Origin of the sequence: Janibacter sp. FSL W8-0316, assembly GCF_038004165.1 — a bacterium.
Taxonomy (GTDB): domain Bacteria; phylum Actinomycetota; class Actinomycetes; order Actinomycetales; family Dermatophilaceae; genus Janibacter; species Janibacter indicus.
Genome location: NZ_JBBOQX010000001.1, coordinates 2,787,852 through 2,803,202, shown reverse-complemented (window position 1 = coordinate 2,803,202; position 15,351 = coordinate 2,787,852). Strand labels below are relative to the sequence as shown.

General features: G+C 71.9%; 12 protein-coding genes and 3 tRNA genes. 1 reads left to right on the top strand and 14 read right to left on the bottom strand.

What is annotated here, in order from left to right:
• Window position 1: 1 nt before the first annotated feature.
• The 7 genes from NYE39_RS13770 to NYE39_RS13740 form a co-directional block, all read right to left on the bottom strand.
• Window positions 2-448, bottom strand: coding sequence for an FAS1-like dehydratase domain-containing protein (locus NYE39_RS13770; protein ID WP_072623738.1), 447 nt, complete (start codon window positions 446-448; stop codon window positions 2-4).
• Between the two features lie 92 nt (window positions 449-540).
• A complete protein-coding gene (gene rpmG, locus NYE39_RS13765) occupies window positions 541-711 on the bottom strand; it encodes a 50S ribosomal protein L33 (RefSeq protein ID WP_072623737.1) in 171 nt (56 codons plus the stop codon).
• Between the two features lie 164 nt (window positions 712-875).
• A tRNA-Met gene (locus NYE39_RS13760) sits at window positions 876-949 on the bottom strand.
• Between the two features lie 39 nt (window positions 950-988).
• A tRNA-Thr gene (locus NYE39_RS13755) sits at window positions 989-1,061 on the bottom strand.
• A gap of 119 nt (window positions 1,062-1,180) precedes the next feature.
• On the bottom strand, window positions 1,181-2,938 hold the full coding sequence (locus tag NYE39_RS13750) for a choice-of-anchor I family protein (RefSeq protein ID WP_341013000.1): 1,758 nt from the start codon (window positions 2,936-2,938) through the stop codon (window positions 1,181-1,183).
• A gap of 57 nt (window positions 2,939-2,995) precedes the next feature.
• A complete protein-coding gene (locus tag NYE39_RS13745; protein ID WP_205703096.1) occupies window positions 2,996-3,427 on the bottom strand; it encodes an acyl-CoA thioesterase in 432 nt (143 codons plus the stop codon).
• Between the two features lie 104 nt (window positions 3,428-3,531).
• A tRNA-Tyr gene (locus tag NYE39_RS13740) sits at window positions 3,532-3,617 on the bottom strand.
• Between the two features lie 68 nt (window positions 3,618-3,685).
• On the opposite strand from NYE39_RS13740, the gene NYE39_RS13735 reads away from it, so the two are divergent.
• A complete protein-coding gene (locus NYE39_RS13735) occupies window positions 3,686-4,180 on the top strand; it encodes a YajQ family cyclic di-GMP-binding protein (protein ID WP_072623735.1) in 495 nt (164 codons plus the stop codon).
• 61 nt (window positions 4,181-4,241) lie between these two features.
• On the opposite strand, the gene NYE39_RS13730 is transcribed toward NYE39_RS13735, so the two are convergent.
• The 7 genes from NYE39_RS13730 to NYE39_RS13700 all read right to left on the bottom strand — a co-directional run bounded on the left by NYE39_RS13730 (window position 4,242) and on the right by NYE39_RS13700 (window position 15,340).
• Window positions 4,242-5,591 (bottom strand): MFS transporter, encoded by a 1,350-nt coding sequence (locus NYE39_RS13730; RefSeq protein WP_072623734.1) that lies wholly within the window; start codon window positions 5,589-5,591, stop codon window positions 4,242-4,244.
• A 104-nt stretch (window positions 5,592-5,695) separates the two neighbouring features.
• Window positions 5,696-7,357, bottom strand: coding sequence for an AMP-binding protein (locus tag NYE39_RS13725; RefSeq protein WP_341012999.1), 1,662 nt, complete (start codon window positions 7,355-7,357; stop codon window positions 5,696-5,698).
• A gap of 15 nt (window positions 7,358-7,372) precedes the next feature.
• The gene (locus tag NYE39_RS13720) at window positions 7,373-10,570 is read right to left on the bottom strand and encodes a carboxyl transferase domain-containing protein (protein ID WP_341012998.1); all 3,198 of its coding nucleotides are present in this window, start codon (window positions 10,568-10,570) and stop codon (window positions 7,373-7,375) included.
• A 16-nt stretch (window positions 10,571-10,586) separates the two neighbouring features.
• Complete coding sequence (locus NYE39_RS13715) at window positions 10,587-11,783, bottom strand: acetyl-CoA C-acyltransferase (protein ID WP_341012997.1); 1,197 nt, start codon at window positions 11,781-11,783, stop codon at window positions 10,587-10,589.
• Between the two features lie 59 nt (window positions 11,784-11,842).
• Complete coding sequence (locus NYE39_RS13710; protein ID WP_341012996.1) at window positions 11,843-12,946, bottom strand: acyl-CoA dehydrogenase family protein; 1,104 nt, start codon at window positions 12,944-12,946, stop codon at window positions 11,843-11,845.
• A complete protein-coding gene (locus tag NYE39_RS13705) occupies window positions 12,943-14,130 on the bottom strand; it encodes an acyl-CoA dehydrogenase family protein (RefSeq protein ID WP_341012995.1) in 1,188 nt (395 codons plus the stop codon). The genes NYE39_RS13710 and NYE39_RS13705 overlap by 4 nt, the downstream gene beginning before the upstream one ends.
• A complete protein-coding gene (locus tag NYE39_RS13700; protein ID WP_341012994.1) occupies window positions 14,123-15,340 on the bottom strand; it encodes an acyl-CoA dehydrogenase family protein in 1,218 nt (405 codons plus the stop codon). Before NYE39_RS13700 ends, NYE39_RS13705 begins: the two co-directional genes overlap by 8 nt.
• Between the last annotated feature and the right edge of the window lie 11 nt (window positions 15,341-15,351).

Genomic DNA, 15,351 nt, shown 5'->3' with positions numbered 1-15,351 from the left:
CTCACTCTCCTCCTCGGATGACGATCGTCGACAGGCTCGTCGCGACCGGCTGGTCCTGGGCGTCGACGATCTCGCTGCGCATCGTCACCATCTGGTGCCCGCCCGCGGCACGGATCGCGTCGACGTGCAGGACGCCGCGCAGCTCGTCGCCGGCGACGATCGGGCGGTGGTGGGTGAAGCGCTGCTCGCCGTGGACGACGCGCGAGTAGTCGACGCCCGCCTCGGGGTCGGTGACGAGCTGCGCGTCCGTGCGCTGCCCCGGGATGACGGCGAAGGTCGGCGGCGCGACGAGGTCCGCGTAGCCCGCGGCCCGGGCGGCCTCGACGTCGTGGTGCACCGGGTCGGTCGCCCCGACCGCCGCGGCGAAGTCGCGGATGTGCTCGCGGCCCACGCTGAAGGGGGGCGTCGGGTCGTAGGTGCGCCCCTGGAAGTCCTCGTTCACGGCCATGCGATCAGTCTAGGAGCGACGCCGCCGGCACGACGAAGCGGCCGTCGAGCAGGTGCTCGGCGGCCGCTTCGGTGCAGATGCGCTGCGCTCGGTCAGCGGGTCTCGCGGTGCAGGGTGTGCTGGCGGTCCCGCGGGCAGAACTTCATGAGCTCCATGCGGTCGGGGTTGTTGCGGCGGTTCTTCTTGGTGATGTAGTTCCGCTCCTTGCACTCCGTGCACGCCAGGGTGATCTTGGGGCGGACGTCGGCGCTCTTGGATGCCACGGTAAGAACCTGCTCTCGACAACTTCGGGTGGTACTCGCCTGCGCCGGTCTGCGCTGGGCGGGAGGTGCGTGTGGTGCTGCAGCGTGCAGCACGGCGACGCACAAGGACAGTCCACGGGCGGCCCCCACCGGAAATCGGTGGTGGTCGCACCCGTGGCACTGCGTAGCGGGAGCGGGACTCGATCCCGCGACCTCACGATTATGAGTCGTGCGCTCTAACCAGCTGAGCTACCCCGCCGTGGCGGTCAACCTGCGCGCGCGGCGCGGGCCGAACCCGAGCCCCCTGTCGGAATCGAACCGACGACCTTTTCCTTACCATGGAAACGCTCTGCCGACTGAGCTAAGGGGGCAGGCCCTCCGGACCGGAGTGATCCGGTGGACAACCTCGGGAGAGATTACACGGCAAGTGCCGTGGTCATGAAATCGGGGACCCGACGAGGTCGCCGGGCCCCCGATCAGCGCCGCTCGATCAGAGCAGGTCCGTCTCGACGACGGGGCCGCGCACCGGCTCGTCGGTGTCGTCGCCGTCGTCGGTCGGGCGCGAGGTCGGCTCGTCCGTCGAGTCGGCCGTCGGCTCGTCGGTGGGGTCCGTCGGCTCGGTGGGGTCGGTCGGCTGGGTCGGCTCGGGCAGCGCACCGGGGGCGTCGACCTGCCAGATCGTCGTCGTCCCGGAGACCTCGTTGCCGACGAGCAGCAGCGGCTCGCCCGTCGGGCTGTCCACCGCGGGGATGAAGTGCACGCCCTCGGGACCCAGGTCGCCGGCCGTGCCGGCCTCCGGGTCACCGGAGAAGTCGCGGTTCTTGGCATACCCGACGATCTCGGCGCCGGTCGGGTCGGTGACGTCGACGACGGCGATGCCGGAGTCGCGCTCGAGCCCGACGAAGGCGTAGCTGCTGCCACCGATCGTGCCGATGTCCAGGCCCTCCGGCTCCGGCCCCTTGGCATCGCTGCGGCTGTCGAAGGAGTCGTTGTCGTCGTGGCCGGAGTTGAAGTGCTCGGGGTCGCGCTCAGCGACGAGCTGCTCGAGCGCGTCACCGCTGTCCCAGACCTGCGAGCCGTCGGCGCCGAGGATGCTCACGGAGCGCCCGCCGAAGGAGTGCAGCTCCGTGTACCCCTCGTCGCTGCGCGGCGAGGTGGTCGTCACCGTGAGCCGGCCGAGCGACTCGTCTGCCTGGACCGCCTCGGCGTCGGGGAAGGCCGTCGGGTCGAGGTCGAGGTCCTTGACCCGCTCCTCCTCGGCGAAGCAGTCGTACTCGCGCGCGTCGCCCTCGTTGGCCGTGACGACGTACTCGGCGCCGTCGCCGGCGCTGTAGGCCACCGCCCCGTCAGGCATGTACATGCCCTTGACCGGGTGGGAGTCGATGGCGATCGCGTCGTCCTTGTCGGACGCGTCGATGCCCTGCCCCTCGGCCGAGTGGTCCTTGAGTCCAAGCGGGACGATCTTCGTCACCCGCGCCGCCTGCAGGTCGACGACGGCGACCGAGTTGGCCTCCTGCAGGGTGACCCAGGCGGTGCGGCCGTCAGCGCTCGTCGCGACGTACTCGGGCTCGAGGTCCTGGGCGACGGTCGCGTGGGGGCCGAAGAGGCGGACCCCGGCCGCCTCGAGCTTCTTGGCCCGGCCGTTGAAGGAGGTGAAGTCGGCGGTGCGCACCTTGGCGCGGGCGACCCCCTTCGACACGTCGATGACCGAGATGCTGCCCTCGGGGTCGACCTGACCAGCGCAGTAGCCCTCGGGCTCGCCCTCGTTGGCGACGACGACGCGCCGGCCGTCGGGGGTGAAGGTCACCATGTCGGGCAGCGAGCCGACGGTGACGGTGCGCTCGGTCGTGAGGGTCTCGGCGTCGAAGAAGGAGACGGTGCCGGCGTCGGTCCTGGTGTCGGCCTGCTCGGCGACGACGACGAGGCCGTCATGGACGTCGACCGAGTTGGCCCCGGGGGTGTCGAGGGTGCCGACCTTGGTCGGGTCGCTCGGGTCGGCGATGTCGAGCACGTCGACCGTGCCCGCCTGCGCGTTGACGACGAAGGCGCGCTGGGTCTGCGGGTCGTGGGCGACGATCTCCGAGGCCCCCTCGTCGAAGGCGCCGGTCGAGAAGGTGCCGAGCGGGGTGAGGGTGACGTCGTCGCCGGGGGCAGCGGAGGCGAGGCTCGCGCCGAAGGGGGCGACGAGGGCGGTGGACATGACGAGGGCCAGCGCTGCGGTGCGCGGCCGGGGCAGGGGTGCGGTCATGGCGGGGAACCTAGGCAGCCCCTCCCCTTCGCAGCCGACGCGTGGATGAACGAGCGCTTAAGCCTCGGCGACCAGTGAGTCCAGATGTGGTCGCAGGTCGGTCGGGATCTGCACCGGGCGTCGCGACACCGCGTCGACGAAGACGTGCGCCCCCGTCGTCAGGGCGACGAGCTCGCCGTCGCTCGCCCGCAGCAGCGCGCACTCCCAGCGCACACTGGTCCGGCCGACGGACAGCGTGCGCAGCCCGACCTCGAAGGAGTCCGGGTAGGAGATCTCGGCGAGGTAGCGGCAGCCGGTCTCGGGGATGAGGTTGATGACGTCACCGCCGGCCGCGACGTCGAAGCCGTGCGCCTTGAGCCAGTCGTTGATGACCGTGTCCATCACCTCGTAGTGCACGGCGTTGTTGACGTGGCCGAAGACGTCGTTGTCGTTCCACCGGGTCGGCACCGTCGTCCAGTGGCCGTAGGCAGTGCGGTCGAAGGGGGTCACCCGGCCCATCCTGCACCCGCCGGCGCCGTCGTCTCGAGCGGCACCGTCCCGACACGACGCGAGCCCCGGGCCGGGTACCCGGCTCGGGGCTCGCTGTGCACTGCTGGTGGCAGGTGAAGGATTCGAACCTTCGTAGGGATAACCCGACGGATTTACAGTCCGTTTCCATTGGCCGCTCGGACAACCTGCCGTGTGCGTCTGAGAGAATAGCAAGTCGATCGCCCAACAGCAGAATCCACCCCGAGGAGCGCCCCGGACATGGCCAGCAGCAGCTTCGACATCGTCAGCAAGGTCGACCGCCAGGAGGTCGACAACGCCCTCAACCAGGCGGCCAAGGAGGTCTCCCAGCGCTACGACTTCAAGGGGGTCGGCGCCTCCATCGCCTGGAGCGGCGAGAGCATCGTCATCAAGGCCAACACCGCCGAGCGGGTGCTCGCGGTCCTCGACGTCTTCGAGTCCAAGCTCGTGCGCCGCGGCGTCTCGCTGAAGAACATCGACTTCGGCGACAAGGAGCCGCAGGCCTCCGGCAAGGAGTACGTCCTCTCCGGCCCGACCAAGGAGGGCATCGACCAGGACAACGCGAAGAAGATCTCCAAGATCATCCGCGACGAGGGCCCCAAGGGGGTCAAGCCGCAGATCCAGGGCGACGAGCTGCGGGTCACCGGCAAGTCCCGCGACGAGCTCCAGGAGGTCATCTCGCTGCTCAAGGGCAAGGACCTCGACGTCGCGCTGCAGTTCACCAACTACCGCTGACGCCACCACGCGCGACGGCCGGCCACCCCACGGGGCGGCCGGCCGTCGCGCGTCGTGCGGGTCAGACCGTGACGGGGGCGACGTCCTCGTCGGGGTCGACCACCGGGTGCTTCGCGTCGTGCGTGGCGAGCAGCACCTTGAGCAGCGGCACGCAGAGCAGCCCGAGCGTCGTCGCCGCGATGAGCACCCACAGGCCGGCCGAAGGCGAGCCCGTCGCATTCTCCGCGAGGCCGAAGGCGTAGGGCCCGACGAAGCCACCGGTGAGACCGATGGTGTTGACGAAGGCCAGGCCCGCTGCCGCCGCCACTCCCCCGAGCCGCGCCATGAGCGTGGACCAGTAGAGCGGCTGGACGCCGACGATGAAGAGCATCGTCGCGCTGAGGATGATCATCTGCGCCACGCCGTTGTCGACCACGACGAAGGCCAGGGCCATGACGATCGCGCCCGCCGTCGCGTAGCCGATGAGCCGCACCTCGGTCCCGGGGTTGCGCGCCAGGACGCGCGGCACGACGAGCAGACCGATGACGGCGCCGATGCCAACCACCGCGGAGATCAGGCCGATCATCACGCTGTCGGTGACGTCCATCGCCTCGACGATCGAGGGCACGAAGAAGATCACGCCGTAGGTCGCGATCTGGTTCATGAAGTAGATCGCCGCGATCGTCAGCAGGAAGGGCTTGGACATCGCGCTGCGCACGATCGCCCCGGGCCGCTCGACGTGCGCCTCCTCGCCGACCGCGCGCCGGGTCAGCTCGCTCGCCTCGTCGTCGCTCAGCCACCTCGCCCGGCTCGGCGAGTTGGGCAGGACGAGGAAGATGAGGATGCCGAGCAGGACCGTCGGGATGCCCTCGAGGACGAAGAGCCACTGCCAGCCGTGCAGGCCTCCGACGCCGTCCATCTTCATCAGTGCGCCGCCGATGGGGTTGGCGACGATGAAGGCGATCGACCCCGCGAGCAGGATGAAGCTGACCGCCTTGGCGCGGTCCTTCTGCGCGAACCACGTCGTGATGAGGTACATGATCCCGGGGTAGAGGCCGGCCTCGGCCGCACCGAGCAGCAGACGCAGGACGTAGAAGATCGCCGGGCTGGAGATGAACATCATCGCCATGGTGATCAGGCCCCAGGTGACGGCGATCCGGCCGATCCAGACCTTCGCGCCGATCCGGTGGAGGATCAGGTTGCTCGGCACCTCGAAGGCCGCGTAGGTGAGGAAGAACAGCCCGGCCCCGAGCCCGTAGGCCGCGGCGTCGATGCCGGCGTCGACCTCGAGCGAGGACTTCGCCAGGCCGACGTTGGTCCGATCGACGAAGGCCATGAAGTAGGCCGCCATGAGCAGCGGGACCAACCGCACGAAGGCCTTGCGGGTGGCTCGCGCGTGCACCGCGTCCGACGCCGTTGTCGGTGATGTCATGTGAACTCCTGTATCTGAAGGATGATTCACATTCATATTGAACTTGGATTCAAGTCGTGTCAAGGGTCACATCGGTCAGCGGTCGGCCCGTGGGACGAAGGGGGTCACCCCCGGGCCGCGACGACCTCGCCGGCCCGCTCGAGCAGCTCGCCCTTGCGGATCTTGCCGGTGTCGGTGAGTGGGAAGGCGTCGAGCACCTCGACGAGCGGGACCTTGTAGGTGGCCATCCGCCCGCGCGCCCACTCCTCGATCTCGGGCCCGCTCGCACCCGACGCGGTCACGAAGGCCACCGGGCGCTCGCCGGTCTCGGGATCCGGTGCCGGCACCACGGCGACCGTGGCGACATCGGGGTGGTCGACGAGCAGGGTCTCGACCTCCGCCGGGAAGACGCTCATGCCGCTCACCTTGATCATGTCCTTGGCCCGCGCCAGGTAGTGCAGGCAGCCGTCGTCGTCGAGGTAGCCGGTGTCCCCCGTGTGCAGCCAGCCGTCGCGCAGCTGTCGCGCCGTCGCCTCGGGGTTGCGCCAGTAGCCGGTCGTGATCGAGGGGCTGCGCAGGATGATCTCGCCCGGCTCCCCGAGCGGCATCGGCTCGGCGGTCACGGGGTCGACGACGAGGACGTCGGTGCCGGGGACGGGCAGCCCGCAGAAGACGGGCGTCGTCGTCAGGTCGTGGTCATCGGCCTGGAAGCCGTGCGGCACGACGTCGATGGTGTGGCTCTCGGTGAGTCCGTAGGACCCCTCGCGCAGCACCGAGTGCCCACCGACGACCTCCGCCCACCGGCGGCGCACCTCCGGCGTGAGCTTGCGGATGAAGGACATCGCCATCGGCGAGGTGAAGCTCGACAGGTCACGATCGGCGATGTCGGGCAGGTCGAGGATCGCGAGGTAGCTCTCGACCGTCGCCGCGGTCGTCGTCACGCCGTGGCGCTCGACGAGGTCGACGACCGTCGCCGCGTCCCACCGCGAGAGCAGGATGCTCGTGCCGCCCATGACGAGCGGGATGAGGATGCCCAGGTCCTCACCGGCGATCCAGAAGACGGGGACGAAGCACAGCGAGACCACCTCGCGCCCCAGCGCATTGGCCCCGGCGCCGCTCACCGCCGTGTAGACCATGTGCCGCTGGGTGTGCTCGCACCCCTTGGGCAGGCCGGTCGTGCCGCCGGTGTAGTTGAGCGCGGCGAGCGCATCGAGGTCGCGGGCCGGCTCGGGCAGCGGGTCCGCCGTCAGTGCGTCGACCCAGGCCACGACCTCGACCCCAGCCTGCCGAAGGGAGGAGACCTCACCTCCCACGACGACGACCGTGGACACTCCGGCCTCGGCCGCGGCCGGCAGGAGTCGCTCGGCGAGCGTCACGTGGGTGACGACGACGCGGGCAGCGCTGTCGGCGAGCTCGTGGACGAGCTCGGCGTGCTGGAACATCGCGTTGACCGGGACGTGGACGCACCCGGCACGCAGCGTGCCGAGGAAGGCGAGCACGAACTCCGTGGAGTTGCCCAGGTGGACGCCCACGCGCTCGCCGGGGGCCACCCCCTTCGCCCGGAGCCACCCGGCCCAGCGGCCGTGCTGCGCGGCGACGTCGGCGTAGGTGAGCACCTCCTCCCCCATGACCACGGCGTGGTGGTCCGGCTGCTCGACCGCCCACCGGTCGACGTACTCCGGGACGGTCAGCTCCCCGAAGGGGTGGGCGACCTCGCGGGGCGTGTCGGCGGGACGCACCCGCTCCTGCCGCGCGCGGACGTCGGCGAGGTGCTGCGTGTACTCCATCAGGCACTCCTAGGCTCACCAGGTGTCGACGTATCCCCGTGGCACGTCGGTTTGGTCGACCTCGCCCAGTGCCGTGGTGATCCACTGCCGGGTGTCGATCGGGTCGATGACGTCGTCGAGCTCGACGACGGCTGCGGCGTTGACCGCGCGCCCGCGCTCGTACATCTGCGCGAGCAGCTGCGCCTCGAGCTCGGCCCGCTCCGCGGGGTCGGCGACCGCCTCGAGCTCGCGACGGAAGCCCAGCCGCACGGCACCTTCCAGGCCCATGCCGCCGACCTCGCCGGTCGGCCAGGCGAGCGTCGCGGCAGGTCTGTGGAAGCCGCCGGCGGCCATCGCCTGCGCCCCGAGGCCGTAGGCCTTGCGCAGGACGACGGTGACCATCGGCACCCGCAGGTGCGAGCCGATGACGAAGAGCCGCGCGAAGTGCCGCACCGTCGCGGTGCGCTCGTGGTCGGGGCCGACCATGAAGCCCGGTGTGTCGCAGAGGGACACGACCGGCAGGCCGTGCGCATCGCACAGCTGGAGGAAGCGCGCGAGCTTGTCGGCGGCGGGGGTGTCGATGGCGCCGCCGAGGTGGCGTGGGTTGTTGGCCACGAGCCCCATGGGTCGTCCCTCGATGCGCACGAGTGCGGTGACGATGCCCGGGGCGAAGCCGGCCCGCAGCTCGAGCACGGAGTCGTCGTCGGCGAGCGTCTCGATCGCGCGGCGCACGTCGTAGGCGCGCACCCGGCTTTCCGGCACGACGTGGCGCAGGCGCCGCTGGTCCGGCGCGCTCCAGTCCCCGCGCGGCCCCTGGAAGTAGCCGAGGTAGCGCCGGGCGATGGCGACCGCCTCTGCCTCGTCGTCGACGACGACGTCGACGACGCCGTTGCTGCCCTGCACCTCGATGGGGCCGACCTCCTCGGGGGCGAAGACGCCGAGGCCGCCGCCCTCGATCATGGCGGGGCCGCCCATGCCGATCGTCGAGTCACGGGTGGCGATGATGACGTCGCAGCAGCCCAGCAGGGCGGCGTTGCCGGCGAAGCAGCGCCCGGCGGCGATGCCGATGGTCGGCACGAGCCCGCTGAGCCGGCCCATCGTCGCGAAGGTCGGCACGTCCAGCCCGCTGGCGACGGTGGTGTCGGTGTCTCCGGGGCGACCGCCACCCCCTTCGGCGAAGAGGACGACGGGCAGCCGCTGCTGCTCGGCGATCTCGAGCATCCGGTCGGTCTTCTTGTGGTTGAGGTAGCCCTGGGTGCCGGCGAGGACCGTGTAGTCGTAGGCGAGCACCGCCACCCGCGGGCTCGTCCCCGGCGCCGTCGTCACCCGCCCGATGCCGGTGATGATGCCGTCGGCCGGGGTGGTCGCCACGAGCTCCTCCTCGCTGCGTCGCGCCCGCTGGGCGGCGACCGCCAGCCCGCCGTACTCGACGAGGGTGCCCTCGTCGAGCAGGTCGGCGAGGTTGTCCCTCGCGGTCCGCTGCCCCCGCGCGTGCCGTTTGGCGACCGCCTCGGGGCGGGCCGCGTCGAGCCGCCGCGCCTGCCGCTCGCGCAGACGGGTCAGGTCGGCCCGCTCCGTGTCGAGGTCGGGTCCCTCGTCGACGGCAGCGGCCTCCTCGCCCACGGACGAAGGGAGCAGCCGCACGAGCAGGTCCCCGGCAGCCGTCGTGGCCCCCGGCCGGGATCGCACCTCCGTCACCGTGCCGGAGACCGGGGCGGTGACGACGTGCTCCATCTTCATCGCCTCGACGACGAGCAGGGGCGCGCCGAGGGCGACCTCGTCACCGGCCCCGACGAGGACCTCGAGGACGGTGCCGGTCATCTCGCCGCACACCTCGCCCGGGGCCGCCTCGTCCGCCGACACCCCGGCGTCGACCGTCGTCAGCACCCCTGAGGACTCGATCCACCCGGTCGTCACCTGCCAGCCTGCGAGGTCGTCGTGGGCGAGCAGCTCGCGCAGCAGGGGCAGGGTCGTCTCGACACCGTCGATCGAGCACTCGAGCGCGGCCCGGCGCGCCTTGTCGAGCGCGCCGGCGAGACCGCCGTGGCTGTGGGTGACGACCTTGGCGACGAGGGAGTCGAAGGCCCCCTCGACCCGGGAGCCCTCGACGAGATGGGTGTCGACCCGCACGCCGGGGCCGCTCGGCCAGGTCAGGCCGGTCGCCACCCCGTGCGCGGGCAGGAGCGCGCCGTCGGAGCCGACCCGCTCGGCCGCGACGCGCAGCTCGACCGCGGAACCTCGCACGGCGGGCGGGTCGGCCAGGCCGAGGTCGCCGAGGGTGCGGCCGGTGGCGAGCGCAAGCTGGGTGAGGACGAGGTCGACCCCCGTGACCAGCTCCGTCACGGGGTGCTCGACCTGCAGGCGCGGGTTGACCTCGATGAACCACCAGCGGGTCGGGTCGTCGGCGTCGAGGAGGAACTCCACGGTCGCCAGCCCGCGGTACCCACGACCGACGAGCAGCCGCACGGCGGCCTCGTGCAGGGCCGCGCGCACGTCGTCGGGCAGGTCCGGTGCGGGGGCGACCTCGACGACCTTCTGGAAGCGGCGCTGGAGGGTGCAGTCGCGCTCGCCGAGGTGGGTGACTCCCCCTTCGCCGTCGGCCCCGACCTGCACCTCGACGTGCCGGGCGCGCTCGACGTAGAGCTCGGCGAAGAGGTCACCGGAGCCGAAGCTGCGCTCGGCCTCGGACCGGGCGCGCTCGAGCGCCGGGGCGACCGGCTCCCCCGCCGGCACGGCCCGCATGCCGCGGCCGCCACCACCGGCGGCGGCCTTGATCATCACGCCGCCGGGCAGCTGCGCCCGCGCGAAGTCCTCGACCTCGGCGACGCTCGCCCCGACGTCGGTGGCCGGCAGGACCGGCACGCCGGCCTCCTGCGCGGCCGCGCGCGCCCGCCCCTTGTCGCCGAAGAGCTCGAGCAGCCCCGCGTCGGGGCCGACGAAGGTCACGTCGGCATCGGCGCAGGCCCGCGCCAGCTCCGGCGACTCGCTGAGGAAGCCGTAGCCGGGGTGAAGCAGGGTGCACCCGTGCACCCGGGCCCCTGCGACGAGGGCTGCGGCGTCGAGGTAGGCCGCCGGGCCCTCGCCGGGGAGCACGTGGACACCCGACGCCAGGCGCGCGGCGAGGCCGTCGGCCTCGGCCCGTGTCACCGCGACGACCGCCTCCAGCCCGGCCTCCCGGGCCGCCCGCACGATGCGGACGGCGATCTCACCGCGGTTGGCGACGAAGACGCCCACGTGTACTCCCTTCGGCTCAGAAGATCTCGAAGAGGCCGGCCGCGCCCATGCCGCCGCCGACGCACATCGTCACGACGCCGTAGCGGGCCCCGCGCCGCTTGCCCTCGATGAGGACGTGGCCGGCCATCCGGGCGCCGCTCATGCCGTAGGGGTGACCGATGGAGATCGCCCCGCCGTTGACGTTGTACTTCTCCGGGTCGATCCCGAGGGTGTCGCGGCAGTAGAGCGCCTGGACCGCGAAGGCCTCGTTGAGCTCCCACAGGCCGATGTCGTCGACGGTCAGGCCGTGCTGCTTGAGCAGCTTCGGCACCGCGAAGACCGGGCCGATGCCCATCTCGTCCGGCTCGCAGCCAGCGACGGCCATCCCGCGGAAGGCGCCGAGCGGGGTGAGGCCGCGACGCGAGGCCTCCTCGGCCTCCATGACGACCGCGGCGGACGCGCCGTCGGACAGCTGCGAGGCATTGCCGGCGGTGATGGAGAAGCCCTCGCTGCCGTCCTTCGCGAGGACCGGGCTGAGCTTGCTCAGGTCCGCCAGCTGGGTGCCGGGGCGGTTGCCCTCGTCCTTGGTCAGGGTCACCTGCTGCGAGCCGACCTCGCCGGTCGCCTTGTCCTTGGTGAGCATCGTCGAGGGCAGCGGGACGATCTCGTCGTCGAAGGCGCCGGCCTCCTGCGCCGCAGCGGTGCGGCGCTGCGACTCCAGGGCGTACTCGTCCTGCGCCTCGCGGCTGATGCCGTAGCAGCGGGCGACGACCTCGGCGGTCTCGAGCATCGACATGTAGGTCGCCGGCACGTGCTCGACGAGCCACGGGTCCTGGGCGCGGTAGGTGTTCATGTGCTCGTTCTGCACGAGCGAGATCGAGTCGACACCGCCGCCGACGGCGACCTGCTGGCCGTCGAGGATGACCTGCTTGGCCGCGGTGGCAATGGCCATGAGGCCGCTGGCGCACTGGCGGTCGACGGACATGCCGGCCACGCTCACGGGCAGGCCGGCCCGCAGGGCGGCCTGACGGCCGATGTTCATCGCGGTCGAGCCCTGCTGGAGGGCGGCGCCGATGACGACGTCCTCGACCTGCTCGCCCTCGACGCCGGCGCGCTCGACGGCGTGCCGCACGGCGTGGCCGATGAGCTCCTGGGCCTGGGTGTCGTTGAAGGCGCCGCGGTAGGCCCGGCCGATCGGGGTGCGGGCGGTGGAGACGATGACGGCTTCGCGCATGGTCACTCCTGGTCTGTGGGTGGGGGTGGTCGAAGGGGGTCGCAGGTCGAGTCTGTCGCTCAGCACGCCGGCAGGTCCACGAGTTCCGCGAGGTCGCTGCGGTGCCGGTCGGGGGTGCCCAGCGCCAGCTGGTCGGACTTGGCGCGCTTGAGCCGGGTGTGCACCGCGGCCTCCCACGTCATGCCGATGCCGCCATGAAGCTGCAGGGCCTCCTCGGCGGAGCGCACGGCGGCGTCGGAGCAGAAGGCCGCCGCAGTAGCCGTGGCGATCCGTCCCTCCACCGCGTCCTGAGGTGCGACGGAGGAGCCTCGAAGGGCGCCATCGGCCATCGTGCCGGCGGCATGACGTGCCGCAGCCTGCGCGCCCACGAGCAGCAGGTAGAGGTCGGCCAGGCGGTGCTTGATCGCCTGGAAGGAGCCGATCGGCCGGGCGAACTGCACCCGCGTCTTGGCGTACTCGACCGTCGTCTCGAGGCACCACTGCGCCACGCCGAGCTGCTCGGAGGCGAGCAGGGCCGCGCCGGCCGCCAGGCCGGCGTCGACGGCGGCGCGCGCCGTATCGCCGGAGGCGATCTCGGTGCCCTCACCGGTGAGCGTCACCCGGGCGAGCGGCCGGGTCATGTCGAGCGAGGTGATCTGCTCGAGCTCGACCTCGTCCCGGCCCACCGCGCGAAGGGAGGTCACTCCCCCTTCGTCGGTGACGGGCACGAGGAAGAGGTCGGCGGTCAGCGCACCGGCGACCGGGGAGACCACGTGCTCGACCGGGGTCCACGCGCCACGGCGCGCGGTCCACGGCAGGGCGAGGGTCGCGACGACCTCGCCGGACGCCAGGCGCGGCAGGTGCGTCTCGTCGCCGGCCGAGAGCAGGGCGCTCGTCGCGACGACGGCGCTGGTGAGGAAGGGCGTGGGCGCGACCGCGCGGCCGAGCTCCTCGAGGACGACGGCAGCCTCGCGGGCACTCGCGCCGACCCCACCGAGGGACTCGGGCACGAGCAGGCCGGCGACGCCGAGCTGCTCGGCGAGGGTGTGCCACAGCGCGGTGACATCGGTGTCGGGCTCGTCGGCCAGACGGGCGGGCAGCCCCTCGTCGAGGGATCGCTGGAGGGTCGAGCGGACGCTGTCGCGCAGCGACTCCTCGACGTCGGTGTAGAGCAGGTCGGTCATCGCGGCACGTCCTTGAAGGCGACGCCCTTGTCGGGGCGGTGGTCCGGGGGCAGGCCGAGCACCCGCTCGGCGACGACATTGCGCATGATCTCGCTCGTGCCGCCCTCGATGGAGTTGCCCTTGGCCCGCAGGTAGCGGTAGCCGGGGCCGTGGCCGAGGAAGGAGCCGCCCTCGGGGCGGACCATGGTCCAGTCGTGGTACTCGAGCCCCTCCTCGGGGGCGAGCTCGAGGGCGAAGCCGCTCACCTGCTGGGCCTGGTGGGCAAAGGCGAGCTTCATGGCCGAGCTCTCCGGCCCGGGCTGCCCGGCCTCGAGGCCCTGGCGCAGTCGCTCGCCGGCGAGCCGGGTCACCTCGGTCTCGACCCACCAGTGCATGAGCTCGGCGTGTGTGCCGGGGGTGCGCACCGTGGGGTCCTCGCGCCAGCGCTGCGTGACCAGGCCGATCTGGCCGGCCTCGCGCTCGGTGCCGGCGCTGATGGCGACCCGCTCGTTGTTGAGCGTCGTCGTGGCGACGCGCCACCCCTCGCCGACCTTGCCGACGCGGTTGCGGTCGGGCACGCGCACACCCGAGAGGAAGACCTCGTTGAACTCCGCCTCGCCGGTGATCTGGCGCAGCGGGCGCACCTCGACGCCGGGGTCGGTCATGTCGACGAGGAAGTAGGTCATCCCGGCGTGCTTGGGCACCGAGGTGTCCGTGCGGGCCAGGAGGATCGCGAAGTCGGCGTTGTGCGCACCGGAGGTCCACACCTTCTGCCCGTCGACGACCCAGTCGTCGCCGTCGGGCACCGCGCGCGTGGCGACCCCGGCGAGGTCGGACCCGGCCCCCGGCTCGCTGAAGAGCTGGCACCAGATCTCCTCGCACGCGAAGAGCGGCCGCAGGTAGCGCTCCTGCATCTGCGGGGTGCCGAAGGCGAGGATCGTCGGGGCGGCCATGCCGAGGCCGATGCTGTTGCGTCCGACGTCGGGACGCGGTGCGCCCGCCGCCTCGAGCAGGGCGTCGACCTCGAGCTGTCGGCCGCGGGCCAGGCCCAGGCCACCGCGCCCCTGCGGGAAGTGCACCCACGCGAGGCCGGCGTCGAACTGCGCGCCGAGGAAGTCAGCGGGAGGCGTCGTCTGCGGGTCGTGGCTCGCGAGGAGCTCCTCGACCCTGCGCTGCAGGTCAGGGCTCTGCTGCTGATCAGGCATGTGCGGTCATCCTCCGGATCTCGTGACGGGCCAGGGCGTTCTTGTGGACCTCGTCGGGGCCGTCGGCGAAGCGCAGGGTGCGCACCTGGGCGTACCACTCCGCGACCGGGAAGTCCTGGCTCAGACCACCGGCGCCGTGGGCCTGCACCGCCTTGTCGACGATCCACTCGACCGTCGCCGGGGCGGCGATCTTGATCGCCTGGATCTCGGTGTGCGCGCCCTTGTTGCCCACGGTGTCCATGAGCCAGGCGGCCTTGAGGGTGAGCAGCCGCAGCTGCTCGATGCGCACCCGGGACTCGGCGATCCAGTCGCGGATGACGCCCTGGTCGGACAGCGGCTTGCCGAAGGCGACCCGGCTCGCCGCCCGCTCGACCATGAGCTCGAGCGAGCGCTCGGCGATGCCGATGAGGCGCATGCAGTGGTGGATGCGGCCAGGGCCGAGACGGGCCTGGGCGATGGCGAAGCCCGCGCCCTCCTCACCGATGAGGTTGCTCGCCGGGACGCGCACGTCGATGAAGTCGATCTCGGCGTGACCGCCGTGGTCGCGATCGTCGTAGCCGAGGACCTTCATGCCACGGCGCACCTCGACGCCGGGGGTGTCCCGCGGCACGAGGATCATCGACTGCTGCCGGTGACGGTCGGCCGACGGGTCGGTCTTGCCCATGAGGATCAAGACCTTGGCGTTGGGGTTCATCGCGCCGGAGATGTACCACTTGCGGCCGTTGATGACGTACTCGTCACCGTCGCGCACGATCGAGGTCTCGATGTTGGTCGCGTCCGAGCTGGCCACGCGGGGCTCGGTCATCGCGAAGGCCGAGCGGATCTCGCCGGCGAGCAGCGGGGTGAGCCACTGCTCCTGCTGCTCGGGGGTGCCGAACATGTGCAGCACCTCCATGTTGCCCGTGTCGGGCGCGGCGCAGTTGGTCGCCACCGGGGCGATGTGCAGGCTGCGACCGAGCACCTCGCACAGCGGGGCGTACTGGAGGTTGGTCAGGCCGGCGCCGTCCTCGCCGGGGAGGAAGAGGTTCCACAGCCCCTGGCTGCGGGCGGCCTCCTTGGCCGGCTCGATGATCGGCGGTGGCGCCCACACGTCGGGCGCGGCGTCGAGCTGCTCCTGGTAGGACGCCTCGATCGGGTAGACGTGCTCGTCCATGAAGGCGGTGAGCTGCTCACGCAGCTCGAGGGTCCGGGCGTCCAGCGCGAAGTCCACGGGTCGCTCCC